Source organism: Gallintestinimicrobium sp., assembly GCF_046968865.1.
Classification (GTDB): domain Bacteria; phylum Bacillota; class Clostridia; order Lachnospirales; family Lachnospiraceae; genus Gallintestinimicrobium; species Gallintestinimicrobium propionicum.
The window spans coordinates 204,560-230,654 of sequence record NZ_JBKVPW010000002.1 but is presented as its reverse complement, the minus strand read 5'-3'; the positions used below and the strand labels follow the sequence as shown (position 1 = coordinate 230,654).

Genomic DNA, 26,095 nt, shown 5'->3' with positions numbered 1-26,095 from the left:
CGTTCTCCTATCTATTTCTTATTTCAAATAATCCTCGTGGGAAGTGATAATCATATCGATCAGGCCATATTCTTTGGCTTCTTCTGCGGTCTTCCAGTTATCTCTTTCGGTGTCCGCAGCGATCACTTCGTACTCTTTTCCAGTATTCTCCGCAAGAATTCTGTTCATTCTCTCTTTTGTTTTTAATATATGCTTCGCGTTGATTTCGATATCAGTCGCCTGTCCCTGTGCGCCGCCCAGAGGCTGATGGATCATGATTTCCGCATTCGGGAGGGCCATTCTCTTGCCTTTCGTGCCGCCTGCCAGCAAAAAGGCTCCCATGCTTGCCGCCATACCGATACAGATCGTAGAGACATCGCATTTGATAAATTTCATCGTATCATAAATTGCCATACCGGCAGGAATAGAGCCGCCGGGGCTGTTGATATACAGATGGACATCCTTGTCCGGGTCTTCAGATTCCAGGAAAAGAAGCTGAGCCACAACGAGGCTCGCCGTTACATCGTTTACTTCCTCACCCAGGAAAATAATTCTTTCTTTGAGCAGTCTGGAATAAATGTCATAGGAACGTTCTCCGCGGCTTGTCTGTTCGATTACATAAGGTACTAAACTCATATCTGAGCACTCTCCTTTCACAAGGGGTATGCCAGAGCAGTTAAACGCCCCTGCTCTGGCATACATAAAACCCTGCGGTTTTTTTTTATTGCAGCAGGAAACTGCCCCGCTGTCGGATTTGATCTGTTTCCAATCTTATCCCATGGCATTGTCTTTTGCAACAAATCCAGCTGATATTTAAGAAATATTTTAGATCATGTTCGAATCGTTCGCAGTTTGAAATTATTTCTCTACTGCTTCGCTTACAACGAAATCTACAGCCTTGCGGACAGCCAGATCTTCCATGATCTGCTTCTTGCCGGCTTCACCCATCAGCTCTTTGATCTTGTCTGCTTCCATCTTGTAGCCTTCTGCCATGCGCTTTACTTCTGCATCGAAATCTTCTTCCGTAGCTTCGATATTCTCAGCAGCTGCAACCGCTTCCAGAACCAGTCTGGATTTGATTCTGCGCTCCGCCTGAGGTTTTACCTGCTCCATCATGTGCTCGTAGGTAAGACCGGTGAACTGGAAGTACTGCTCCAGGTTCAGACCCTGCATCTGCAGTCTCTGACCGAACTCGTCGATGGTCTGTCTCTGCTGAGTCTCTACCATAGCGTCCGGGATCTCCATCTGCGCATTCTCTACGATTGCGTCGATAACAGCGTCTTCCTTAGCGCCCTTAGCGTCTGCTTCTTTCTTTGCAAGCAGGCTCTTCTTGATATCTTCTTTGTACTCAGCCAGGGTTTCAAACTCGGAAACCTCGCCTGCGAACTCGTCGTTTAATTCAGGAAGCTGTTTTTCCTTTACTTCCTTAACAGTTACCTTGAACTGTGCAGGCTTGCCAGCCAGCTCGCTTGCATGGTACTCTTCAGGGAAGGTTACGTTTACTTCGCACGCTTCGCCTGCGTTCTTGCCGATCAGCTGCTCTTCGAAGTCGCCGATGAAGGAATGGGAACCGATCGTCAGATTGTAGTTGGTGCCCTTGCCGCCCTCGAAGGCTACGCCGTCGATGAAGCCTTCATAGTCGATTACAGCGATGTCGCCATCCTGTACAGGACGCTCCACAACTACAGTTCTGGAGTTGTTTTCCTGCTGCTGCTTTAAGTCAGCCTCAACCTCTTCGTCGGTTACGGAAACTTCTACCTTGTCAACCTCAACGCCCTTATACTGGCCCAGGGTTACTTCCGGCTTTAATGCAACCTCTGCAGTAAAGATGAAGGATTTGCCCTCTTCGATCTGGGTAACGTTGATCTTAGGAGAAGAAACGATGGTCTCTTCACATTCTTCCAGCGCTTTTTCATATGCTTCCGGAATCAGGGCATTGGCAGCATCTTCATAAAATACACCCTTGCCGTACATCTGCTCGATCATCTTCTTGGGAACCTTGCCCTTACGGAAACCGGGTACGGAGATTTTGCTTTTGTTTTTCTGGTAAGCATCTTCCAGTGCCTTGGAAAATTCATCTGCGGAAACCTCAATGGTCAGTTTCGCCATGTTCTTTTCAAGTTTTTCAACCTGTAAACTCATTGTATAAGTCCTCCTCGTGTTGCTTTTGTCCGTCTGACGGATATTCCAGTGAGCCGCCGGTACAAAAGCGTTTTTATAAAAAGACGCACAACCGCATCAAACTCACTACAGTCATTGTACGATTATATCATAAGGTGTTTTAAAATGCCAGTTTTTTTTGACAGTCTCCCGATTTTATGCTATTGTTAAGACAATTCGTGCTGACCCTAAAGATTTTTGCCGCAGTTTTTCGGATTGCGGGCTGATTTTCTGCGGGAGAAGGCGTACACAGGAGGAAATTTTATGGACAACCGCGTAGCCCTGATTGGAATTATGGTGGAAAATCCCGATTCGATCGAAACGATGAACCGTATTTTGCATGAATACGGACAGTATATTATCGGACGGATGGGACTGCCTTACCGGGAGCGCGGTCTTTCTATTATCAGCATTGTTCTCGACGCGCCTATGAACCAGATCAGCAGCCTGTCCGGCAAGCTCGGCATGCTGGACGGCATCAGTACGAAAACCATCTATCAAAGTCTGAAAAAGGAGACATGATTATGAAAAAGTTTGGTTCCCTGCTGATGAGCGCCCTGCTGTGCGCATCCCTGCTCGCAGGCTGCTCATCTTCCGCTTCCGTTTCGCAAAGCACTGTTCCCGAAACCATCAGCACTGCCGAAGGCGCTATCGAAACCGGCTCCGAGGAAGTTTCTTTAGAAGAAATGACTGCTGCTAAAACAGAGACCTCGACCGAAGCCCTGGAGGAAAGCTCTGATGACACCGTTGTCCGCATAGGCGGTCTCAAGGGTCCTACCACAATGGGACTGGTCAAGCTCATGGACGATGTCCAAAACGGCACTGCCGCAAATAACTACGAATTCACAATGGTGACCGCTGCCGACGAACTGACCGGTCTGGTTGCTTCCGGCAAGATCGACATCGCCCTGCTGCCCGCAAACGTCGCTTCTGTCCTGTATCACAAAACAGAGGGTAAAGTTTCCGTGATCGATATCAACACCCTCGGCGTTTTATATCTGGTATCCGGCGATTCTTCTATCAGCTCGATCGAAAACCTGTCCGGCAAAACCGTTTATCTGCCCGGCAAAGGCACAACCCCGGAATATGTGCTCCGCTATCTGATCTCTGCATCCGGTCTTTCCGACGATGCCGTGACCCTCGAATTTAAGTCCGAGGCATCCGAGGTTGCCGCAGTTCTCGCAGAAGATCCCAATGCGATCGGTCTGCTTCCACAACCTTTTGTAACTGCTGCCATCGCGCAGAACGACAGCCTGTCCGTTGTCCTTGATCTGACAAAAGTATGGGACAGCCTGCAGGAGGATGGTTCCAACAGCCGTCTCGTGACCGGCGTTTCGATCGTCAACAACGAGTTTTTAGCCGCACACAAAGATCTTGTAGATACGTTTTTAACGGAGCACGAGGCTTCGATCGCCTATACTGCAGCCGATCCTGAAGGTGCTGCTGCCCTGATCGAAAAGGCAGGCATCGTCGCAAAAGCTGCCATCGCACAGAAAGCATTGCCCGCCTGCAACATCACCTATCTCGACGGACAGGACATGAAGGATGCGTTAAACGGCTATCTGTCCGTACTGCTTTCGCAGAACCCGCAGTCCGTTGGCGGTTCCCTGCCGGAGGATGATTTCTATTATCTGCGGTAAAAAAATGTGCTTCGGCACATCCTTGCGTCGAGGCGCGGTTGCTTCGGCAACCATCTACCCTTGCGCCGAGTGCGCATCCTCGCGGAGCGTTTCTTATCATATGGAAACAAAGTTTCCATATGATAAGAAGTTACAGCTGCATCCCGCGCTTTTGCGTGCGGCTGCAGCTGTTTTGATATGGAGCATTTTTTATGAATAGAAAAAAAGGATTCCCGAAGCTTTTCAAAAAGCTCGGCATATACGCGTTCTGGCTGCTCGTCTGGCAGCTGCTCGCTGTTTTCTTTCACAATGACATCCTGCTCGTCGGCCCGTCAAAAACGCTTCGGACCTTTTTTTCATGTCTGATCACCGCTGGGTTCTGGCGTTCCATCTGGTTTTCGATTTCCCGCATCTGCATTGGATTTTTTCTAGCCATGCTGCTCGGCATCCTGACCGGGGCGCTCTCCTGCCGCTTCCGGATTGTCGGGGAATTTCTGGAACCGCCAATTCAGTTTATGAAATCTATCCCGGTCGCGTCATTTGTCATCCTCGCCCTGATCTGGACCGGTTCGAAAAACCTTTCGATCCTGATTTCTTTTCTGGTCGCCTATCCGATCCTGCACATCAGTACGGTCAGTGGCTTAAAAAGCACCGCATCGAAACTTTTGGAAATGGCACAGGTTTTTCGCGTTCCTTTCCATAAAAAAGTCTTTTACCTGTACCGTCCGGCGCTGTCGCCCTATCTGATCAGCGCCTGCAAATCGGCGCTCGGCATGGCATTTAAATCCGGCATCGCCGCCGAGGTCATCGGCGTCCCCGACTTTTCCATCGGTGCAAACCTCTATGAAGCAAAAATTTATCTCGACACGGCTTCTTTGTTTGCCTGGACGCTCGCGATCATTCTAATCGCCTCCTGTTTTGAAAAAATTCTGCTCCGGCTCATGACTGCTGCCGGCGGAAAGGGGAACACTGTTCATGAAAAACAATGATCTGATTCTGCAAAAGCTTTCCAAATCCTATCACGGACAGGTCATCTTTTCCGATCTAAGCCTCGCGCTTTCTCCCGGAAACGCCTATTGTCTCATGGCTCCGTCCGGCACAGGAAAAACAACGCTTTTTCGCATCCTGATGGGTCTGGAAACACCGGACAGCGGCACAATAGATGGACTTAAAAATCTCAAAATTTCCGCTGTTTTTCAGGAGGATCGGCTGCTGGAGGGCTACGATGTCCTGACAAATCTCCGTTTTGTGTGCAGGCAGCGCCTTTCCGACGCAGAACTTTCTGCCTACGCTGCAGCCCTTTTGCCGCAAAATGCCCTGTCCCAGCCGGTATGCGAATTTTCCGGCGGCATGAAGCGCCGATTATCTTTGTTGCGCGCCCTGCTCGTTCCCTTCGACCTTTTGATTTTAGACGAACCCTTCAACGGTCTGGACAGCGAAAACCGCAAAAAAGCAGCTGTGCTCGTCCGCAACCGCGCACAGGACAAAATTCTTCTGTTTGCCGCCCATACGCAAGAGGACGCTGCGCTTTTGGGTGCAGAAATTCTCTGCCCGTTCGATTCCTATTGTTCTGTGTAAATCAGTCGTTCCAAAGGAAACTAAAATGACAAAAATTTCCATTATAATTCCCTGTATCCGGAACATACTAAGCTCAAGATAAGCAAATGTGACACTGATACATCGACCGGACAGGCAGCTGCAGAGCCAACGTTCCATCCGATGACAGAGTCTCTGCAGCTTATCTGAAACCCAACAGCAGAAAATAATGGAGGTGACTAATCATGGCAACGAATTCTGGTAAATCCAATAGAGTGGAAGTTCCTGAGGCGAAGGCCGCACTGGAACGCTTCAAAACTGAGGTTGCGTCCGAGCTGGGCGTCAACTTAAAGGAAGGCTACAATGGTGACCTGACTTCCAAGGAAGCCGGCTCCATCGGCGGCGAGATGGTTCGCAGAATGATCAAGAAGCAGGAAGAATCCATGAAATAAAAAGCATTTCATGAAATAAAGAGCATTTCATGAATAAAAAATAATTTCAGCCGTCCGGTAAATATCTGCCGGGCGGCTGTTTTGGTTTGTTCTTATTAAAAGGACGGTGCACTATGCCGTCTGTTTTTTCTTTCTGCGCTGCGCCATCTGCTCGTGGAATTCCTCGAGGGTCGCGCGCCCTTCCTGTGTAACCGGTTTGACCCATTTGCCGCTCGCAGTATAGCATAGCTCGAACACCAGACGGATCAGCTCATCTGTATACAAAAAGGCGAACACGGCCAGGAACGGCAGATGCAGGACCATGCCTGCAACCCAGGTTGCAGGTACGCTGATCGTATACAGACAGATAATTTCCAAAACGGTTCCGAAAATTGCCTCGCCGCCTGCGCGGTAACAGGTATTCATAATGTAGTTACAGGTTCGCACGGTTCCCGCTGCCAAATAAATGAGCAGCATATATTTTCCATATTCCATAGCCTCTGCTCCTAATCCGAACAAAGACAACAGCGGGCGGTTGAAGATCACACCAACCAGACAGATACCAAATGTGATCGCCGGGCAGAGAATCGTGAACCCTTTCACATACTGATAGCCCTTCATATGCCGTCCTGCACCAATCTCCTTGCCGACCACAACGCTGCTGGCATCCGCCAGTCCTCCGAAGAAGGCATAAACAAAGCCCTCCAGAACACGGAACGCTGCCATTGCTGCGATCGCACTTTCCGACTGTCTTCCGATCACGATATTGATCAGCATCTGACCGATGCCGTAAAACAGCTCATTGCACAGAATCGGAAAACATTTGGACAGATAGGTTCCGGCAAATCCTTCTCCCCAGTGGAACATTTCCTGTACATGCAGGGTAACCGTCTTTTTATCTTTCAGCAAAAACACCGTCAGGATGATCAGATTGACAATACCGGAAACCAGCGTGCCTACCGCAGCGCCTGCCGCTCCCATTTGCGGCATGCCGAACCGTCCGTAGATCAGGATCCAGTTCAGGACAAAATTGACCACCAGCGCAACTGCGGAAGAAACGAGGGGAATCTTGACGCGCTCTGTCGCCCGCATCAGAAAGCTGATGATCACCGCCAGTACCTGCAGCGGATAAGCAAAGCCAACGATCCGGATATAGGGAATCGCCACCTCTATAATATTTTTCTTATCTGTATAAATTCCAAGCAGAAACTCCGGTCTTGTCACCGCTACTGCTCCGAACAAAAGACCGACAAGCAGCATAAAGCTCATGGAAAGCCCAAAGGTTTTGTTGATACCCTTTTCACTTTTGGCACCCCAATACTGGGAAAAGAACAAAAGCGCGCCTCCTGCAAATCCGAAATAGCAGGAGAAAAACAGCGACGAAATCTGCGAGCAGATGCCGACCGCCGCGACCGATAGCTCTCCCATGCTTCCGATCATGATCGTATCCACCATGCTCGCCGTCGTAGACAATAAATTCTGAAACGCGATCGGCAGTGCAATAGTATAGACTGCCTGTGCAAATACGTTCCATCTGATTCTTTTCTCTCTCATCTAATACCCCTTATCTGTCGTATTTTTGTCGATGGTATCCCCTCAGTATATCATCAGAATGAAAACACCAATGCCGTTCTGCGCCCATCCGCCGGACATTGCAAAACGGGAGACTATTGTTCTCATTTTACTCTCATCCTTTCTCCAGATCAAGCGTAAAATCTGTTTTTCCCGACAATTCCAGATCCAGCATCTGCGCCAGTGGAACACAGGAATTCATACACTCCTCATAGGTGTTGGTCTGCGCCCCCATTTCAATCAGCAGATACCTCTGCTTTAAGTGCATATTGTAACGATAGCCTTTCAAATAAATCCTGCGAGTCAGCCCCGGGTAATACTCGTTGCACAGCACCTGCATCTGGAACGAAAATGCGAGATTATCCGCAATATTTTTATTCGGAAGCGAATCAATGTCCCCGAGCCGTCTCGTTCTGGACAGTCCGTTGAAAAACATGAAGCGCGCCATTTTTTTGCCGCCAATCTCCGTCACGAGCCGCGTTCCTTCTGCCACTTCGTCCCGGTGCAGGTCGATCACCACCTCAATCGACGGGTTTTCCGACAAAAGCGCTTCCAACGCCGGAAGGGAATTGGAATAGGCATAATCCCTTTTTTCCACGTCATACTGTCCCATATGATGCATCACGTTATAGCCATACTGTTTGCGAAGAATTTCCGCCAGCACCTCCCCGACGCCCATAATTCCGGTCTGCGCGTTTCCCGGAATCGAATCGGTAAAGGTTTCCTGCGAATGGGTATGATAAATCAAAATCTGCGGCTGGTCGTCCGTCCGCTTCTGTACGGAAAGCACCCTGCCAAGCAGCGCCTTTTGATTCAGCTGCGTCTCGTCCGCCGCGGTTGCCGGATCGATCGCATAAAATTCCCGCACCAGCGCATCATAACTCGTAAGCTCCGACCAGTTGTAGGTACGCTGCTTCTCCGGGAGAGAGGCTGTAAAATCGCCGATGCCGGAGCTATTTGCTGTGTCGCCGGTTTCGTTTTGACTATCGCCAGGTCTGGTTTCGATCCCGCCGTTGCTTTGCCCTTCGCGGTCGGATGCAACACTCCTCCCGTCGGTTTCGCTGCCGTCCGCCACGCCGTTTTGTCCGCTTTTTTGTCCGCCCGCCTGCTCATTTTCCAACCGCGCAAGCTCTTCAAGCGATAGGTTCCTGCCATCCGTCGGCGCATTTTTTTCTGTATCGTCACCGCTCATCCCGGTGTATTCGTCCCTCCCTTCCGCCAGCAGAATCTTTTCCACCATATCAGAATTTTCCTGCGCCAGCTGCGCAGTTTTTGTTTTGCTCTGATAACCAAGAAACGGAAAAATCCATCCGGACACAGAGATCCTGCCGTTGTCCCCTGCCGCTGCGATCACCGGACAGAAGGCATTTAAAAGCTCCAGCTCTGCATTCTCCGTCAGAAGCTCCCTGAAATTTCGTTCCTCTGCGCGCGGAAACGTAAGAAAAACAATTCCCGCTATCACAATGGCGATTACTGCCCGATATCTGTTTTTTTTCGGTCTGTCTTTTTTCCCCATACTGCAATATATGCGCACAGAAAGGCTGGAATCACTTTTCCCGGCTCAGTACCTGATTGATTGGTTCGCAATCACCCTTCCGGGTTCAGCGCCCGGTTGATTCCATTCGACACGATTTCGCTCAGATATAAAATTGTCTCATCGATGTCCTTTCCGGTCACATACATATTGTTCAGACCGGACAGTGCCTGCGGATGCTCGCGATTTTGAAGCAACGCAGAATCGTTTTCCTGTTCCATCTCCCGCAGCGCGTCTCCGACGATTGTCGCAGCATCCACTACCGTCGGCACACCAATCGCAAGCACCGGCACTCCCAGAGATTCCCCGGTCAGCGCATTTCTGTGGTTGCCGACCCCTGAACCCGGATAGATTCCTGCGTCACTGATCTGGAACGTCCGGTTTAACCGCTTTGTACTACGCGCCGCAAGCGCATCGACAACCAGCACCAGATCCGGCTTTGTCTCCTTCACAACGCCCCGCACGATTTCCGCACTCTCCATGCCTGTCTGCGCCATTACTCCGGGGACAAGACAGCTGACGCGGTTCATTTTTTTCCGGTTATACGCTGCTGCGCCAAACTCGAGAATGATGTGCCGGTTAATAAACAGTCTGTCCGCCACCCGCGGTCCCAGCGCATCCGCCGTCACCTGCCGGTTTCCAAGCCCCACGACCAACACGGATTTTTCAGTTTCCGGATCAGCAATCAGTTTCTGCAGCTGCACCGAAAGTTCCTTCGCCACCTCCTGCTGATACTCCTCCTCGTCGTTTCCAAGCTGTCCGGCTTCCAGTGTAACGTATGTTCCGATCGGTTTCCCCATAATTTTTGCGCCGTTTTTCGTCTCTATTTTTACCCGCGTCACCAAAATTCCCGTTTCCGGTCTGGTTTCTTCTTCCAGAATTACCCCGTGAATCTCAACGCCGGACTCCCGAATCCGTTCCCCCTCTTCCAGTGCAAGATCTGTCCGAACGGCAAAAGCGCTCATTCGCATTCCCTCCTTCTAAGATTGTGTTTCTTACAGTTCACTCGCGCCATTCGCAATACAATAGAATGCACGCTTCGCGAACATTCTATTGTCATGAACCGCGCTTCGACGCTCTCCGCTGCTTCGCAGCTCATTTTTGCTCATAAAGTGGCGTTCCCTTCGTACCTTTTTGTAAGCAGATTTTCATGCGAGCATGAAATCTGCTTACAAACGGTACGAGTGAACTGTAAGAACTATATTTCCATTTTTTCCAAAAATCCAGAAAATATCTATTGACAGAATTCTTTTCATCCAATAGAATACATATGTATGTTTGCATTAGAACGTCCGTGTCCGGCTTTAATGTAATACGATACAGCACACATTTTTGGGTTAATTCATTGGAGGTATCATCGTGGCAAATATTAAATCTGCAAAGAAGAGAATTTTAGTAAACCAGACCAAGGCTGAAAGAAACAAAGCAATCAAATCTTCTGTTAAGACCGCTGTTAAGAAGGTTCGTGTTGCAATCGAAGCACAGGACAAGGAAGCTGCAAAGGCTGCACTGCTGAACGCAACCACAGTTATCGACAAGGCTGCTTCCAAGGGCGTATATCATAAAAACACCGCTTCCAGAAAGGTTTCCCGTCTGGCTAAAGCAGTAAACGAAATCGCTTAATTTTAAAACGAATGAAACAGAATTAAAAAATTCTGTATGAAAAAGAGCAGTTCCCACCGTCACGGGAACTGCTCTTTTTGTTATGGTGACATGGAAAATACTCTGTGCAGAACAACATCCATCCCTGATTACGCGGCTCAACAGACAGATCCCAGGCTCACAGCTTCGTCATGCGATCCTGTGCGATCAGCTTTTTCAGTGCCTCCACGCCGACGCGCACCGCCATGTCTGTGTCGTGGACGACCGGGTTAGAAAGTCCGAGCACTTCCCGCTCCTGGTTTGCCATCGTCAGAAATACCGCGCCGCAGCGCACCCGAAGATACTGCGCCACGATAAACAGCGCCGCGGATTCCATTTCCGATGCAAGGCATCCCATCTTTTTCCACGCGCCCCAATGCTGCTGCAGCATGTAATCCACCGGCATGACCTGCGGCTCGTGCTGTCCGTAAAAGGAGTCCTTGCTCTGCACAACGCCCGTATGGAATCGGATTGCCTGATCCCGGGCAGCCTCCCGCAGTGCGCAGATCACATCCAGGTTTGCGACTGCCGGATATTCGATCGGAGCATATTCCCGGCTCGTCCCCTCAGCTCGTACCGCACCGGTTGCAATGACCAGATCGCCGCTTTGTACCTCTGTATCAATGCCGCCGCAGGTTCCGACGCGGATAAACGTATGCGCGCCCGCTTTGAACAGCTCTTCCATCGCAATCGCCGCAGAGGGACCGCCGATGCCTGTCGAGGTCACAGAAACTGTCTCGCCCTCCAGCGTTCCGGTATACGTCACAAATTCCCGGCTGTCCGCAATCAAAACCGGATGTTCAAAATATGCGGCGATTTTTTCACACCGTTTAGGGTCTCCCGGCAAAATGACATATTTTCCAACCTGCCCGTTATGAATCTGCAGATGATACTGCATTTCTTCTTCCGCATAGTGCATACAGATCCCCCTTTCCGGACAATCTTTATCAATTCTATAAATTTGCCATCCAAACGCCTGCTTCATAGGCGCGCTTTAAGTAATGTGCGCAGTCTTCCCCTTCCGGCTTGGAAACTTCCATCATGAAGGGCTGCTCGTAAGCGGACGCCCGGACAAGCTTCATGGTTTCTTTCCAGTCAATGCTGCATTCCCCCGGCAGACGGTGTGCGTCTCCGCAGCCATCTTCTTTTCCCCAGCCCCTGTTATCATGTAAGTGCTGGCAGAAGAAACGGTCTGCATAGCGGGTTGCCAGCAGCTTGATGAACTCGTTGCCGCCGACAAGGTTTGCATGTCCGGTATCGATGCACAGTCCCAGAAAATCTGCAGGATAACGTCCAAACAGATAATCAAACTGCTCGATCTGATCTTTTGCAGAAGCTTCAAACAGGTTCTCCAGACAGATCTTCACCCCAAGCTCCTTACAATAGGGCTGCAGCTCATCCAGAGACTTGCATGCCTGCTGATAGAAAAGCTCTTTGGTTTCCGGCTTTTCCTCAAAGCTCTTGGTCGGCAGATACATATGCAGCACGATCTCCTTGCCTCCCAGCACATGAACCAGCTCCACACGGTTTTTAATCAGCTCGACGCCTGCGATACGGTTCGGTTCCAGCTCGGACAGGTAGTCTTTTCTGCCATGAGGTGCCTCTGCATATCTTTCTACAAATCGGCGGCTGCCCTTCGAAGCATGCAGTCCTTTTTCTTTCAATCCAAGCTCGTCCATCCAGCTGCGGATCTGCTCCATTTCACTGCGGGCGTACAGATAATCCCCATCCCAGTCAAAGCACCAGTGAATGTGCGTAAAGCCAGCCTCTGCGATCTCGCGGAGCTTGTTTTTGATTTCTTCCAGTTCCCACGGCTCGTTTGCAAAATCTGTGTTAATTCCCAGTTCCATCTTTTTCCCTCTTTCCCCTTTGTATCTATGCGGCATATCCTGCTGCTTTGCGTGATACCATATCATTGTACTATGACAGCGGCTGAAAGCAAGCCGTTTCCTGTAGCAAATGCTTTGTCACAACGCCTTATGCCAGCGCCTTTAATTTGCTTTCCAGCAGATCTTTGCTCTGTACGCCGACCATGCGCTCTTTTTCTTCGCCGTTTTTGAAAATAATCAGAGTCGGAATGTTCATCACATGATAGCGCTCTGCAAGCTCACCCTCGTCGTCCACATTGATTTTGCCGACGTTATAGCCTTCCTCTGCCAGCTTTTCCACTGCAGGTCCCTGCATCCGGCAGGGTCCGCACCAGGTTGCCCAGAAGTCTACCAAAACGGGGCCTGCCGCCTGCAGTACCTCTTTTTCAAAATTATCCACGGTAATATTTTTAGCCATATTTTCCTCTCATTTCTGCACACATTTTTTTGTACATGCCGAGTTTGTGTCAAGTGTGCGCAGACACAAATCTCGCGATTGAAAAATTCTATTTTTCGTAACTGTTCTGTTCCCTCACAGTTACGCGCAAAAATCCATTCCAAATCGGCTGTGCCGATAGGATTTTTGCCTTCCAGCCTAAGTTTTCTTACGGTCAGCGCAGTAAATGCGCAGACCTACGGAACAGTTACTATTTTTCAATCTTTATTCTATTCTGTTTATGGTACCAGAGTAAACAGTTCGAAAAACCTCCTGCAAGCACACTTGCCCCGGATTTCCGACCTTTTGACCCTGATATCAGTATATCCACAAATTGTACTTTTTTCCATAACAAAGTCATAATCTGTTTACTTTTTTGCATTCGAACGCTATAATACAAAAAGAAATTTCGGAAGCGGGATGTGTGGGGTTCACATATCCCGCTTTTTTTGACGCTTTACTGTATTATCACAATGAAAGAAGGAAACTGCCATGTCACCCAAGCTGCACCATACGTTAAAAAATCTGTTCCGGATTTTCCTGATTCTGTTTGGAAACGCCCTGTATTCCCTTGCGGTCGTCGCCTTTATCCTTCCATCCGGCATCATCACCGGCGGCACAACCGGTCTGGCCCTCGCATCTGCGCACTGGTTCCACACGCCGATCACAGCGTTCGTACTGTGCTTCAATGTCCTGACCTTTTTGCTCGGGCTTTTCGTGCTCGGCTGGAAGTTTGCCGCGACTACACTTTTGTCCACGTTCTTTTACCCAATCTTGCTCGCATTCTGGCAGCAGTTCCCGGCGCTGTCCTCCCTGACGAAGGATGCAATGCTCTGCACGATCCTCGGCGGAATGATGATCGGTGCCGGCATTGGCATTGTCATCCGTGCAGGCGCATCCACCGGCGGTATGGACATCCCGCCCCTGATTTTAAAAAAACTATTCCATCTCCCTGTTTCCGCAACACTCTATGTGTTTGATTTTTCCATCCTGATTCTGCAGATGTTCTTTTCCGACATCGAAGAAAGTCTTTACGGCATTTTGCTCGTCATGATCTATACCTTTGTGCTGGACAAGGTTTTAGTCATCGGCACCCATCAGGCGCGCGCCGACATCGTCAGCAGTCATTATGAAGAAATCCGGCAGGCAATTTTTACCCGTCTTGACCGCGGCTGCACCCTTTTAAATGCGACGACCGGCTATCTGCAGACCGATCAGCCCGTCCTGATGACCGTCGTTTCCCGCCGCGAAATGGCTTCCCTGAATCAGATTGTCATGGAAATCGACCCCCATGCCTTTTTGATCATCAGTGATGCAAACGAGGTCAAAGGCTCCGGCTTTACCAGCACCAAAATCCATAAAAAGAACCCGAACCTCTGATCAGTTCCGGGTCTTTTCCACAATCAGCTCTTTCAATTTCCACAGACACCAAAGGTTTGGAACCGCCATGCAGGCATTGCATAGGTCCGACAGGTTCCAGACCAGCTCCAGCGAGCAGACGGATCCGAGATATACAAACACCATGTAAATCACCTGAAATACCGTTACACCTCTCTCGCCCCACAAATACCGCGCCGCACATTCCCCATAAAAGCTCCAGCCGATAATCGTCGCAAATGCAAACAGCACCAGGCAGAGCGACAAAAGATCCTCTCCCGCAACCGGCAGGTTCGAAAATGCAACAAAACAATATTCATCTACAGCGGCCGCCCTGTAAGGAGCGGCATTTTTTACCATATCGCTCAAAATTGCAAGCGCCGTCACCGCGCACATCACCAGCGTATCCCAGAACACTCCCGTCATCGAAACCAGCCCCTGATCCCGTGTAGATAGCCCTTCCGCCGCTGCCGCTGTCATCGGCATCGAGCCCATTCCAGCCTCGTTTGTAAAAAGTCCCTTCGCCATTCCGGTGCGAACCGCCATTTTCACTGCAGTCCCTGCAATGCCTCCGATCACCGCTTTTTTCGAAAAAGCAGACACAAAAATCGCCTGAAGCGCCGCCGGAATCCATGCTGCATTTTTTACCAGCAAAAACAGACAGCTACCCAAGTACAGCACGCTCATCACCGGAACCAGGCAGGTACAAACCTTCGCCGTTTTTTTCGCTCCTCCGATCAGGATGCTGCCCGCCAAAAGCGCCGCTGCGATACCGATCCAGTGTACAGACACCGGAAGCCTGCGAGAAATTACCGCTGTCAAGGAATGCGCCTGCACACCGCTTCCGACGCACAGCGCCGCCAGCACGGTAAAGACGGAAAAAAGAACCGCCAGCAGCCGATTGTGCAACAGCTGCTCCATCACATACATCGGTCCGCCATAAAAGCTTCCGTCTGCCCGCTTTTTCCGGCACGCTGCGGACAGCACGCTTTCCGCATAGCAGGTCGCCATCCCGAAAAAGCCGCTGATCCAGCACCAGAAAACCGCCCCGGGTCCTCCGAGCGCAATTGCACTCGAAATTCCGATGATATTTCCGGTTCCGATTGTCGCCGCCAGGGCGGTTGACAGTGCTTCATAGGGTGACAGCCCTCCTGATCCGGCAGAGGACAGGCTTCGGCGCAGTCCATCCGGCAGCTTCCTTTGAATAAAGCCCAGTCGAATTGTAAAATACAAATGTGTCCCGGCAAGCAGCACCAGCATTGGAAAATTCCACAAAAGGTCGCAGACTGTCCGCACCGCGTCATTGAATCGTTCCATCCTGATTTCCGTTTCAGACAGCCTTTCGCCGCATGTTCCGGTACCCGGCTGTCACAGTCGTTTTTTCTTTTCCAATATATGACGCAGGATGTTTTTTCTATGAATATATAAAAAATAGGCTTCGCCTATTCAACTCCCCTGCCCCTCAATCTTGAGGGGTGGGATTTCTTTTTGTTACTATTTCATGCATAATAGTCTTATGAATGTTTTACAACAGATTTTTACTGACTATTATGAAGAAATTGAATATACTCTTCATCCCAGAAAAACTGAGATGGAAAATATCGATAAGATGATTCATTGCGGTGATCCATCTTTCGGTGGTGCCATGTACGGCTGTCCTCACTGCGGAAATCTTAAATTTGTTCCTTTCCGCTGTCATAGCCGTTTCTGCCCTACCTGCGGCAACAAATATGCCATGGAACGCACTACCAGTATGTCCTTTAAACTGGTTAATGTCACACATCGCCATTGTGTTTTCACAATCGATAAAAGTCTTCGTGAATTCTTTCTCAAGGATCGTTCTCTACTCGATTGTCTGTTTCACTCTGCAAACAGCGTTATCACCCGTATGTTTTACAAAATGAATAAATCCAAAAACTTCACACCCGGTTTTATTATGGTTTTACATACTTTTGGCAGAGATCTGAAATGGAATCCACATATCCACTGCCTCATATCTGAAGGTGGTTACAGCGATGATGGTGTTTGGCGTAATGTCAAACACTTTGATTACACTTTTTTACGCAATGCTTTTCGCACGGCTCTGCTCAATGAAATGGAATCCAAAATCGGTTCTTCTTTCAAAAAAGTGAAGGCGAAATGTTATCGTGAACACCAACAAGGTTTTTATGTTTATGCCAAACCCAACCTCTGCGATCCCAGAATTGTTGTAAAATACATTGGGCGTTATCTTGGTCGCCCTGTCATTGCCACATCCCGAATTGATAAATACGATGGTGAAATGGTCACTTTCCATTACAACCGGCATGAGGATGAACAATACATAGAAGAAACGATTCCTGCTATGGAATTCATCCAGCGTCTCATTCGCCACATTCCTGAAAAACATTTTAAAATGATTCGGTATGGTGGGATTTATGCACGTCACCGAGAAATTGATTCCAAACTCTATCGTGCCATTTCCAAAAGCAAACATCATATCTACCACAGCTTTAATCAGTGGCGAACTGCTATTTTGTCTTCTTTTGGGTATGATCCCTTGGTATGCCCTGACTGCCAGCATAGGATGGAATTCTTAGAACTATACTTCAACCACCAGCGCGTTTCCCTCGAAGAAATGTACGAGAAAGTAATGTCCAAATCTCGTGGAAAGCGTTCTTCTGCATGATTTTCTCGATTCTTATGTTATAATCCTCTAAAAGGAGGATGAACACCATGAAACCAGATATCGAGGCACTGCGTAAAAAATACATGGATAATCCGCCGGAAGGTATGACATCCCAGGACATTCGCATTATGAGCGAGGATGCACTTCTGGATATGGACTATTTCTTAAATGATGATGAACTTGATGACGGTTTTGGTGAAGAAGGTTTTTATATCTTCTAAGCCATCTATCGTCTGCTTGTTGTGCCCGCCTCCGTGCGGGCCTTTTTCAATTCAAGAGATCGCCGTAGGCGGTCTTTCCTATAAAGTAAAAAAGAATCCTGCGAAGCAGGATTCTCCGCCTGCGGCAGGTCGCGCAAGCGACATTCTTCCATTCCGCTGCAGTGCGATCCGCGCGGAGCGTTTATTCATCGTATTCATCGTATAGGAAACGAAGTTTCCTATACGATGAATAAATGCGTGTCATCGATTCTGCATGAACCCTTCGATTTCATCCGGGTCGCGGATAATCTGCTCCGAAAGGACTTCGCATCCGTCCTCCGTAATCAGAAGGTCGTCCTCGATTCGGATGCCGATTTCCCATTCATCGATGTACAGACCCGGTTCGTCGCTGATGACCATTCCGGGAAGCAGCTTATCGTTCTCCAGCGTGTTGACATCGTGCACGTCGATTCCAAGATGATGGGATACGCTGTGCATGTAGTAAGTGCCGATCTCCTCCTCGTTTTCAATCAGACCGAGACGGATACATCCCTCCGCCAGCACCTTTTTGCAGACGTCATTCAACTCCCGAAGCGTCATGCCGGGCCTTGCCGTTTTTGCGATCGTCCGGTTTGCTTCCAAAACGACCTCATAAACCGCCCTCTGCTGCTGCGTAAAATGCCCGTTTACCGGATAGGTTCTCGTGATGTCCGCACAGTAGCCCTGATATTTTGCGCCCAGATCCATCAACAGCAGCGTGCCGTCCTCGCAGATATCCCGGTTGGTTTCGTAGTGCAGCATTGTACCGTTTGCACCGCTTCCGGCAATCGTCGGGAACGAAGTTCCATCCGCACCCTGATACATGATCTGATATTCAAAATCCGCCTGTGCCTGATATTCCGCCATGCCCGGCTCCAAATGCTTCATCACATACTGCAGTGCATTGTCGGTGATTTCGATCGCCGTTTTGAGCTGTGCGACCTCGTCTGCATCCTTCTGCATCCGCATCTGCGCCACATACGGGAACAGATTTCTGATCGGATGTCCCGGATACAGCGCCGCGTATTCCTTCGCCTTTACCGCATTGTAATCCGGCAGATCCTCTTGCTGATGGCGATAACAGTCAAAATACAGGCTTTTGACATCCTCGCGGGTCATCATCATATCGAACACCCCGTCAAAGCTTTCCAGGAAACGCACATCTTCGATCTGACTGATCTCTTTTGCCTCATCGACCGTCACCTTCCTGCCATACCAGCGCTCCTGCGTCGGGTCAGCCTCTTCTATAAATAGGATTTCCTTCGGATCGCGTTTCGTCTTTTTCATGAGCAGGATCATCCGCTCCCGGCGCAATCCCGTCAGATAAAAGAAGTTGCGGTTCGCCTCAAACGGCGCGTACTCGTCCGCGCTCACATGTGTTTCAATTCCAGAAAATAAAATCAGTGCAGCATTTTCCTCCATCTGATCGAACAGCTGCTGTCTTCTTTTTAAAAAATTCATCCTTCCCTCTCATTTCTGCGCACGCTTTTTGCGCATGCCGAGTTTGTGTCAAGTGCGCGCAGACACAAATCTCGTGATTGAAAAATTTCATTTTTCAATCTTTTCCTACATTTTGCAGACGCCCTCGCGTCATGCACTTTGTAGGCGCAAACGCGATCCCGCTTCTTTCATGTATTGGATAAATCCTCCGTTCAGTCGTTCTCTTCCAGCTCCTCCAGATTCTCGTCCGACGCAGACGAACCCATCCATGCCGCGACTCCAAAAATCAGAAGCACCGTTCCGACCACAATCCATAATGTACTGTCCGAATGCATCCAAATCGCCGCAAATCCGCCGATTTCCAACGGAATAGCCGCGATTTTCAGTCCCCAGAACCGCAGTTTTTCTACATCGTTCAATTGCTGATACGCCTGCTTCTGGGCCACCACAGACGCTGCACACATAATAAAAATGTTGCCGGAGGCTTTGTGTCCTCTTAACAACCACGCGATTCCAAAACAGATCGCCGCTAAAAAACATCCAACAATCAGCAGCAGGAAGCTGTCGCCTTCAACGAAATCCTCCACATACTGATAAAAATCATCTTCTGTCCCGTAAAAATAGAGATATGCGTGTCCCTCGGACGGCTTCTGCACCGTCACTTCACCGTTTCCGACAAGCGCTACCGCCGTCAGCTGCGCATCCTCTCCCAGTCCCCAGATCTGATAACGGGTGTCTCCATTTTTTCCGCCCGGGTAAAATTCGTCAAACCATTCCAGACCGCGAACATTATCCTCCGTCAGCTCTGTCTGATCGTCCAATGCAGCTGCGACGTGATCCCCCCGGACTGTATAGCTGCCACCATCCTCTTTTTCCCAGCCGGAAGAATCCTCATCCTCTTCTTTCTGATAGACCCATTTTTCCACTTTCAGATAATAAAACTGCCCATCCAGAAACTTTCTCGGATCGGAAACCAGATCGCCGGTCAGTGGAATCTGCGTCACCACAACTTCCTGCTGCGTGTCCTGATTTTTCCATTCCTCCAGATCCTGCATAGTGACAACCGGTGCGTCATAAAGTGCCTGCGCACGCGCACTCGTATCTTTCATATCAGCTGCGCAGAACACAATTCCCGCAAGCACAAAAAATATTCCCAGTCCGATGAAAAACTTTTTCATAATCCGCTCCTTTCCATAGCTGCTCTATTTCGGGATGTCCGTCAAAAAAAGAATTGAAGCTTCCTGCATTCCTGCCTTATACTGATAGTACCTGATAATATAGGAGGGCTTCCACATGATCCGTTTCGCTGTAATCGGCACAAACACCATTACCGATAAATTTCTCCAGGCAGCCTCTACACTGCCTGATTTCAAGCTCTGCGCTGTCTATTCCAGAACGCTTGCGCGGGCGCAGGAGTATGCACAAAAAAATAACGTTTCGCTTGTCTTTGATTCTCTGGAGGCGCTGGCTGACTCAGACCAGATCGACGCAGTCTACATCGCCAGCCCCAATTTCTGCCATGCGGCCCAGAGCATCCTGATGATGCAACACCACAAGCATGTGCTCTGTGAAAAGCCGATCGCCTCCAATGCTTCGGAATTTCAACAGATGTATAACACTGCCATAAAAAATCAGGTCATTCTGCTCGAAGCCATGCGCTCTGTCTTTTCTCCTGGTTTTGCAGCGATCCGTTCCCTGCTGCCTGTGCTTGGAACAATCCGGCAGGTGGATTTTTCTTTCTGTAAATATTCCAGCCGCTATGACCATTTCAAAGAGGGGATCATCGAAAACGCTTTCCATCCTGCACTTTCCAACGCTGCCCTGATGGACATCGGCGTTTACTGTGTCCATCCGCTCGTCTCCCTGTTTGGCATGCCGGCTTCGATTCAGAGCAGCAGCATTTTCTTATCCAACGGCTTCGAAGGCGCCGGCACGGTTCTTTTACAGTACCCGGATATGCAGGCAACGCTCCGGTATTCCAAAATCTCGGATTCGTATCTGCCGTCCCAGATTCAGGGAGAAGCCGCGACCCTGCTGATCGATAAAATTCAGGATCCACAGCAGCTCACGCTCCTGTTTCGAGACGGTCATACCGAAAATCCGAACATTCCAGCTGTTTCCAACAACATGGTCTACGAAGCAGCTGAATTTGTCCGCTTAATCGACCAGCTGCAGCAGGCGCTGGAAAATGACTCAACGGATGGGATTCCTTCCCTTATCCGTCATTCCTGGCTGAAGGCATCCTGCCTCGAGCTCGAAATCATGGACACCGTCCGCAGGCAACAAAAAATTCTTTTTCCGGCAGACCACTGAGGTCTGCCGTTTTTATTCCGGAAAGAGCCTTCTCCACCATAAGCGGCGGTAAAATGTACCTTTCTTTTTACATTGAAATCCACCCAAATGCATTTGCCACGGAGCTGATCAAAATGATCGTCGCAAAGATCGGGCATAAATACCGAATCATCACGTTAAAAATCTTCTTTCTCCGAAATGCGCTCTCGCCGTGCATAACTTCTTCTTCGATGCTTTTTGTTCCAACTACTTTCGACACGAGCAGACAGGTCGCAATTGCTGCGATCGGCATCATAACAGAGTTTGTCAGAAAATCAAAGAAATCCAGAAACTGCATTCCGATCAGCTTTACCCAGGACAACGGACCGTATCCCATACAGGATAAAGTCCCCAGACCCAGCATGATCACGCCAACCAAAACAACTGCCTTCCTGCGTCCCCAGTGAAGCTCATCCTCAAAGGTAGACACTGCACTCTCTGTCAGTGCAATCGAGCTTGTGATCGCTGCAAATAACACGAGTACGAAGAATAAAATTCCAGCTACTGTTCCAAATCCCATGCTTGCAAACACTTTCGGAATCGTAATAAACATCAGCGCAGGCCCTGCCTGCAGCGTCTCTGGATCTCCGCCGGAAAAGGCAAATACTGCCGGGATGATCATCAGACCCGCCATAATTGCGATGGCTGTATCGAATACTTCTACATTTCTCGTCGAATCTTCAATCGATACGTCCTTTTTCATATAGGATCCAAACGTGATCAAAATTCCCATAGCAATCGACAGGGAATAAAACATCTGTCCCATCGCCGCAACCACAGTCATCCAGGAAAAATTCTTCACATTCGGTACCAGAAAATATTTCACGCCTTCCAATGCACCCGGACGCGTTACCGAATAAATTGCAATAATCACGGACAACACGATCAGAATCGGCATCATGAATTTCGATACGCGCTCGATTCCGTTACGCACACCCGCATAAATGATCGCCAGCGTAAACAGCGCAAATACCGTAAAACAAATTTCCGTAGATGCTCCGTTTGAAATAAAATCGGAAAAATAGCCGTCTGCTGCCAGCTTCTGACCATTTCCTTTGATATATTCAACCAGATATTTGATGACCCAGCCACCGATTACGGAATAATACGGTACGATCAGCACAGGAATGATCGCATTGATCCAGCCGCCTGCAGACAGCCATTTCGATTTGCCGAAAGAGGAAAAGGCTCCGACCGGGCTCTTTTTCGTCATGCGCCCAATCGCGGTTTCCGCTACAATCATGGTATAGCCGAAGGTCAACGCCAGCAAAATATAAATCAGCAGGAAAATGCCGCCTCCGTACTTTGCTGCCAGATACGGAAATCTCCAGATATTTCCCAGCCCGACAGATGCTCCCGCAGCCGACAGGACATATCCGAGTTTGCCGGAAAAGCTGCTTCTTTTGTTATGTTCCATTTTCAGTTTCTCTCCTTTTTGTGAAATACGTTTTTACTATACCATACTTTCATCAAAAAGGATTCCTAAATTTTCGGAGTATTTTTATGCATTTATGTAAATTTTTAGATGATGTGTTTTTCTGATCATTTATATTCTCTTTTGTGAATATTCTCTTATATAAATTTTAACATTTTAATCCGCGCTCCCGCGAAGGGAGCGACAGTGTTTATTGTACACTACCAGTAAAACTGCGCGTATTTCAATCCACGCTCCCGCGAAGGGAGCGACGAGCTTCCCGGGAAGATGCGCATCGGCTCCTTGAGAATTTCAATCCACGCTCCCGCGAAGGGAGCGACTGCCATGTCAAGGTCTACATCTCCCTTGATGCCTGATTTCAATCCACGCTCCCGCGAAGGGAGCGACTAACCTCCTGATAAAACTCTTCCGGGCTGTTGCCATTTCAATCCACGCTCCCGCGAAGGGAGCGACTTCTGTTTACCTCTTTTTCTTCTTTCTATAACTAATTTCAATCCACGCTCCCGCGAAGGGAGCGACATAAAATACACTTTAAACTTATTACAATAGATAATTTCAATCCACGCTCCCGCGAAGGGAGCGACACGAATGCCTTGATAAAACCCATCTCATTTTTATATTTCAATCCACGCTCCCGCGAAGGGAGCGACCCAATGCCTACGACCTGGTTTGTGTGGAAGATCTATTTCAATCCACGCTCCCGCGAAGGGAGCGACTCATCGGACTTATCGTTGTGGAAGTTCTTCTGGACATTTCAATCCACGCTCCCGCGAAGGGAGCGACATCTTTTTCGGCTTCTCGATTGTATTCATAGCCATTTCAATCCACGCTCCCGCGAAGGGAGCGACTATTTTTTGGCTTTAAAGCCTAAACGCTAGAGCGATTTCAATCCACGCTCCCGCGAAGGGAGCGACTATAACCATTTTCTATTGTTTTCTTAATATCATTAATTTCAATCCACGCTCCCGCGAAGGGAGCGACAAGTTGAGCGGTGGGATGCCATCACGGCACTAATATTTCAATCCACGCTCCCGCGAAGGGAGCGACGTTGCAATCATCCGCAGATCGCATTTCCCACAATATTTCAATCCACGCTCCCGCGAAGGGAGCGACTTGCTAACAAATACAGCTGATTTACAAAGTGATCATTTCAATCCACGCTCCCGCGAAGGGAGCGACCAGAACGCACGTCTTTGTATGCGTCTATTCCGGTAATTTCAATCCACGCTCCCGCGAAGGGAGCGACCTTGCTGGGATAGCCCTCTTCCTCGCACTGTATTATTTCAATCCACGCTCCCGCGAAGGGAGCGACAAAATACATCAGTTACAGTAACAATTGTATCAAATTTCAATCCACGCTCCCGCGAAGGGAGCGACGCGAGAGCATTGGACGAGGTTATGCAGGTTGACGCTATTTCAATCCACGCTCCCGCGAAGGGAGCGACGTAGAAATCGGGGCAGTGTGTGAGGCGCGGAAGATTTCAATCCACGCTCCCGCGAAGGGAGCGACGGCATTTCCTGCATAAGCCGCATTTGATACGTCGATTTCAATCCATGCTCCCGCGAAGGGAGCGACCGGCGCAGAACCCGCATAAATACTGGATTCTTTAATTTCAATCCACGCTCCCGCGAAGGGAGCGACGAAGATCTTTACGACATCATGGAAGCATGCGACATTTCAATCCACGCTCCCGCGAAGGGAGCGACGTAACCAGTAATTCCAATACAGCTTCTCTGCATTATTTCAATCCACGCTCCCGCGAAGGGAGCGACGTCCTAGCACCATTCGGCAGCACAACCTCAATGAAAATTTCAATCCACGCTCCCGCGAAGGGAGCGACGCTGGAATCATCAAAAAGTACTTCGAATCCGTCGATTTCAATCCACGCTCCCGCGAAGGGAGCGACCAGAGGCACAGAGAAAAGCTGTTAGGGCATATGAATTTCAATCCACGCTCCCGCGAAGGGAGCGACCCGACCGAGAGTAATTATGTTGGAAAATGTAGAGATTTCAATCCACGCTCCCGCGAAGGGAGCGACAGCTATTTCATGCAGATCCCGGATGGAATAGAAGAAATTTCAATCCACGCTCCCGCGAAGGGAGCGACATGCGTCCCCATGTTTTCGCCGATATTCCAGACATTTCAATCCACGCTCCCGCGAAGGGAGCGACCTCTCTTTTGGGACAAAAAATAGACAGAGACGAGATTTCAATCCACGCTCCCGCGAAGGGAGCGACGATGTTGAAAAAGTAAAAGGTGCACAGGAAGAGCTATTTCAATCCACGCTCCCGCGAAGGGAGCGACAGGATTGCTGCAAGTGATAGCAAGAGCGCAACAATCATTTCAATCCACGCTCCCGCGAAGGGAGCGACAAAATTCACAATGATTGAAAAAGCAAAAGACGTATTTCAATCCACGCTCCCGCGAAGGGAGCGACTGAGTTCACGCAATATCAGACAGGCGAGAGCGTGATTTCAATCCACGCTCCCGCGAAGGGAGCGACGCAATAGACATTCTAGCCGACCCAGGGACGCTGATTTCAATCCACGCTCCCGCGAAGGGAGCGACATCCACCTCTTTTACCTCCTTTAATAGATTTTCAAATTTCAATCCACGCTCCCGCGAAGGGAGCGACTTAGAACTTACTCTAACCGGAACAATAATATCAGATTTCAATCCACGCTCCCGCGAAGGGAGCGACGACTGGGATAGGGTAACAAAAAAATAAAGCAAAAAATTTCAATCCACGCTCCCGCGAAGGGAGCGACGCCCTATGCAGTATGTGTATAAGCCCACCGGGCAATTTCAATCCACGCTCCCGCGAAGGGAGCGACTACGACGACTATGCGCTGATGTGCGGCGTGGATATTTCAATCCACGCTCCCGCGAAGGGAGCGACAGATAGTCCTGGGTATGATGCAGGACGCAAAGGACATTTCAATCCACGCTCCCGCGAAGGGAGCGACGTCTGTGACAAATTATATCAACTGGATTTGGCAGAATTTCAATCCACGCTCCCGCGAAGGGAGCGACCCTCAAACCGGCGGCGCATGGGACGTACTAAATATTTCAATCCACGCTCCCGCGAAGGGAGCGACTATTTTTCCGTTGAGGCACAAAAATACCCAGATATTTCAATCCACGCTCCCGCGAAGGGAGCGACCTACAACATGGCAGCCCAGACAAACATCCTACAATTTCAATCCACGCTCCCGCGAAGGGAGCGACGGAGGAAACGCCGCCGATTCTCAAGGGCGGGAACATTTCAATCCACGCTCCCGCGAAGGGAGCGACGCTCAAATTGCATCTGAAGCATTTGACGGTATGATGATTTCAATCCACGCTCCCGCGAAGGGAGCGACAGCATTTATTAACATCTTTTCGCTTGCAGTACGGCTATTCTTTATTTCATCTCACCAATAAAATATAGCTCCTGTTTTAAAAAAATAAATTAATAAATGTTATTTCATAATTTTTCAGGTGCGAATCTCCATAAGAATTCATATGCACTTCCTGTTCGCACCAGTTTTTTAGAGGAGCAAGACCTGATCGGCAGCAATACCTTTTTCGACCCCGACATGCTCCACTTTCGTCTCGTATTTATTACCAAGATAATAAAAGCGCAGACTGTCTACTTTGCTGTCGATAATATCTGTCAGAAGTGCTTTCAGTGCGATGCACTGAGCGTTATCCAAAATGCATTCAAATACAGAATTCTGAACCCTTCTTCCATAGTTGACGCATTGTTTAGCAACCTTCCGCAGTCTTGTTTTACCAGCTGCTGTTTCTGTGTTCACATCATATGTGATCAGTACAAGCATTTGTCAC

23 protein-coding genes and 1 CRISPR repeat array are annotated in these 26,095 nt (G+C 49.1%); of the genes, 10 read left to right on the top strand and 13 right to left on the bottom strand.

The window, feature by feature from the left end; all coding sequences use genetic code 11:
- Window positions 1-18: 18 nt before the first annotated feature.
- Together clpP and tig are read right to left on the bottom strand one after the other, a co-directional pair.
- Window positions 19-615: an ATP-dependent Clp endopeptidase proteolytic subunit ClpP gene (clpP, locus tag ACLTOQ_RS02875; RefSeq protein ID WP_021915763.1), complete on the bottom strand. Its 597-nt coding sequence runs from the start codon at window positions 613-615 to the stop codon at window positions 19-21.
- Between the two features lie 222 nt (window positions 616-837).
- Window positions 838-2,121 carry a trigger factor gene (gene tig / locus ACLTOQ_RS02870; protein WP_021915762.1) on the bottom strand — a complete coding sequence of 428 codons (1,284 nt, stop codon included), beginning with the start codon at window positions 2,119-2,121 and terminating at the stop codon, window positions 838-840.
- A 282-nt stretch (window positions 2,122-2,403) separates the two neighbouring features.
- On the opposite strand from tig, the gene ACLTOQ_RS02865 reads away from it, so the two are divergent.
- The 5 genes from ACLTOQ_RS02865 to ACLTOQ_RS02845 all read left to right on the top strand — a co-directional run bounded on the left by ACLTOQ_RS02865 (window position 2,404) and on the right by ACLTOQ_RS02845 (window position 5,746).
- On the top strand, window positions 2,404-2,661 hold the full coding sequence (locus ACLTOQ_RS02865; protein WP_021915761.1) for a TM1266 family iron-only hydrogenase system putative regulator: 258 nt from the start codon (window positions 2,404-2,406) through the stop codon (window positions 2,659-2,661).
- A 2-nt stretch (window positions 2,662-2,663) separates the two neighbouring features.
- On the top strand, window positions 2,664-3,779 hold the full coding sequence (locus tag ACLTOQ_RS02860; RefSeq protein WP_412318681.1) for an ABC transporter substrate-binding protein: 1,116 nt from the start codon (window positions 2,664-2,666) through the stop codon (window positions 3,777-3,779).
- Window positions 3,780-3,970: 191 nt separating this feature from the next.
- The gene (locus ACLTOQ_RS02855; protein WP_337561883.1) at window positions 3,971-4,747 is read left to right on the top strand and encodes an ABC transporter permease; all 777 of its coding nucleotides are present in this window, start codon (window positions 3,971-3,973) and stop codon (window positions 4,745-4,747) included.
- On the top strand, window positions 4,734-5,336 hold the full coding sequence (locus tag ACLTOQ_RS02850) for an ATP-binding cassette domain-containing protein (protein ID WP_412318679.1): 603 nt from the start codon (window positions 4,734-4,736) through the stop codon (window positions 5,334-5,336). Before ACLTOQ_RS02855 ends, ACLTOQ_RS02850 begins: the two co-directional genes overlap by 14 nt.
- A 203-nt stretch (window positions 5,337-5,539) precedes the next feature.
- Window positions 5,540-5,746 carry an alpha/beta-type small acid-soluble spore protein gene (locus ACLTOQ_RS02845; protein ID WP_021915757.1) on the top strand — a complete coding sequence of 69 codons (207 nt, stop codon included), beginning with the start codon at window positions 5,540-5,542 and terminating at the stop codon, window positions 5,744-5,746.
- 111 nt (window positions 5,747-5,857) lie between these two features.
- Here ACLTOQ_RS02845 and ACLTOQ_RS02840 read toward each other — a convergent pair whose 3' ends face one another.
- The 3 genes from ACLTOQ_RS02840 to gpr all read right to left on the bottom strand — a co-directional run bounded on the left by ACLTOQ_RS02840 (window position 5,858) and on the right by gpr (window position 9,796).
- A complete protein-coding gene (locus tag ACLTOQ_RS02840; protein ID WP_412318678.1) occupies window positions 5,858-7,279 on the bottom strand; it encodes an MATE family efflux transporter in 1,422 nt (473 codons plus the stop codon).
- A 133-nt stretch (window positions 7,280-7,412) separates the two neighbouring features.
- Window positions 7,413-8,813, bottom strand: coding sequence for a stage II sporulation protein P (locus tag ACLTOQ_RS02835; protein ID WP_021914608.1), 1,401 nt, complete (start codon window positions 8,811-8,813; stop codon window positions 7,413-7,415).
- A gap of 71 nt (window positions 8,814-8,884) precedes the next feature.
- Window positions 8,885-9,796, bottom strand: a complete 912-nt coding sequence (gene gpr / locus ACLTOQ_RS02830) for a GPR endopeptidase (RefSeq protein WP_021914607.1) — start codon at window positions 9,794-9,796, stop codon at window positions 8,885-8,887.
- A 394-nt stretch (window positions 9,797-10,190) separates the two neighbouring features.
- On the opposite strand from gpr, the gene rpsT reads away from it, so the two are divergent.
- A complete protein-coding gene (rpsT, locus tag ACLTOQ_RS02825; protein ID WP_021914605.1) occupies window positions 10,191-10,454 on the top strand; it encodes a 30S ribosomal protein S20 in 264 nt (87 codons plus the stop codon).
- 157 nt (window positions 10,455-10,611) lie between these two features.
- Here rpsT and udp read toward each other — a convergent pair whose 3' ends face one another.
- The 3 genes from udp to trxA form a co-directional block, all read right to left on the bottom strand.
- On the bottom strand, window positions 10,612-11,391 hold the full coding sequence (gene udp / locus ACLTOQ_RS02820; RefSeq protein WP_021914604.1) for a uridine phosphorylase: 780 nt from the start codon (window positions 11,389-11,391) through the stop codon (window positions 10,612-10,614).
- Window positions 11,392-11,425: 34 nt separating this feature from the next.
- Entirely contained in the window at window positions 11,426-12,322 is an 897-nt protein-coding gene (locus ACLTOQ_RS02815; protein ID WP_412318677.1) for a sugar phosphate isomerase/epimerase family protein, read from the bottom strand.
- 127 nt (window positions 12,323-12,449) lie between these two features.
- Complete coding sequence (gene trxA / locus ACLTOQ_RS02810; protein ID WP_021914602.1) at window positions 12,450-12,758, bottom strand: thioredoxin; 309 nt, start codon at window positions 12,756-12,758, stop codon at window positions 12,450-12,452.
- A gap of 510 nt (window positions 12,759-13,268) precedes the next feature.
- On the opposite strand from trxA, the gene ACLTOQ_RS02805 reads away from it, so the two are divergent.
- Window positions 13,269-14,156 carry a YitT family protein gene (locus tag ACLTOQ_RS02805; RefSeq protein WP_021914601.1) on the top strand — a complete coding sequence of 296 codons (888 nt, stop codon included), beginning with the start codon at window positions 13,269-13,271 and terminating at the stop codon, window positions 14,154-14,156.
- Here the strand turns inward: ACLTOQ_RS02805 and ACLTOQ_RS02800 are convergent, their stop codons facing one another.
- Window positions 14,157-15,470 carry an alanine/glycine:cation symporter family protein gene (locus tag ACLTOQ_RS02800; protein WP_021914600.1) on the bottom strand — a complete coding sequence of 438 codons (1,314 nt, stop codon included), beginning with the start codon at window positions 15,468-15,470 and terminating at the stop codon, window positions 14,157-14,159.
- Between the two features lie 199 nt (window positions 15,471-15,669).
- Between ACLTOQ_RS02800 and ACLTOQ_RS02795 the strand changes: the two genes are divergently transcribed.
- Window positions 15,670-16,821, top strand: a complete 1,152-nt coding sequence (locus ACLTOQ_RS02795) for a transposase (protein WP_412318676.1) — start codon at window positions 15,670-15,672, stop codon at window positions 16,819-16,821.
- A gap of 47 nt (window positions 16,822-16,868) precedes the next feature.
- On the top strand, window positions 16,869-17,042 hold the full coding sequence (locus ACLTOQ_RS02790; RefSeq protein ID WP_262586920.1) for a hypothetical protein: 174 nt from the start codon (window positions 16,869-16,871) through the stop codon (window positions 17,040-17,042).
- A gap of 240 nt (window positions 17,043-17,282) precedes the next feature.
- Here the strand turns inward: ACLTOQ_RS02790 and ACLTOQ_RS02785 are convergent, their stop codons facing one another.
- Both ACLTOQ_RS02785 and ACLTOQ_RS02780 read right to left on the bottom strand, forming a co-directional pair.
- Window positions 17,283-18,521, bottom strand: a complete 1,239-nt coding sequence (locus tag ACLTOQ_RS02785) for an aminopeptidase P N-terminal domain-containing protein (protein ID WP_021914599.1) — start codon at window positions 18,519-18,521, stop codon at window positions 17,283-17,285.
- A gap of 191 nt (window positions 18,522-18,712) precedes the next feature.
- Window positions 18,713-19,678: a hypothetical protein gene (locus ACLTOQ_RS02780; protein WP_021914598.1), complete on the bottom strand. Its 966-nt coding sequence runs from the start codon at window positions 19,676-19,678 to the stop codon at window positions 18,713-18,715.
- A 115-nt stretch (window positions 19,679-19,793) separates the two neighbouring features.
- Here ACLTOQ_RS02780 and ACLTOQ_RS02775 point away from each other — a divergent pair, with 115 nt between their 5' ends.
- Window positions 19,794-20,813, top strand: a complete 1,020-nt coding sequence (locus ACLTOQ_RS02775; RefSeq protein ID WP_021914597.1) for a Gfo/Idh/MocA family protein — start codon at window positions 19,794-19,796, stop codon at window positions 20,811-20,813.
- A 67-nt stretch (window positions 20,814-20,880) separates the two neighbouring features.
- On the opposite strand, the gene ACLTOQ_RS02770 is transcribed toward ACLTOQ_RS02775, so the two are convergent.
- Window positions 20,881-22,248 (bottom strand): sodium-dependent transporter, encoded by a 1,368-nt coding sequence (locus ACLTOQ_RS02770; protein WP_021914596.1) that lies wholly within the window; start codon window positions 22,246-22,248, stop codon window positions 20,881-20,883.
- A 171-nt stretch (window positions 22,249-22,419) separates the two neighbouring features.
- Window positions 22,420-25,629: direct repeats of the CRISPR family, unit length 32 nt; unit sequence ATTTCAATCCACGCTCCCGCGAAGGGAGCGAC.
- Window positions 25,630-25,797: 168 nt separating this feature from the next.
- Window positions 25,798-26,088: a CRISPR-associated endonuclease Cas2 gene (gene cas2, locus ACLTOQ_RS02765; RefSeq protein WP_118496161.1), complete on the bottom strand. Its 291-nt coding sequence runs from the start codon at window positions 26,086-26,088 to the stop codon at window positions 25,798-25,800.
- Window positions 26,089-26,095 lie beyond the last annotated feature (7 nt).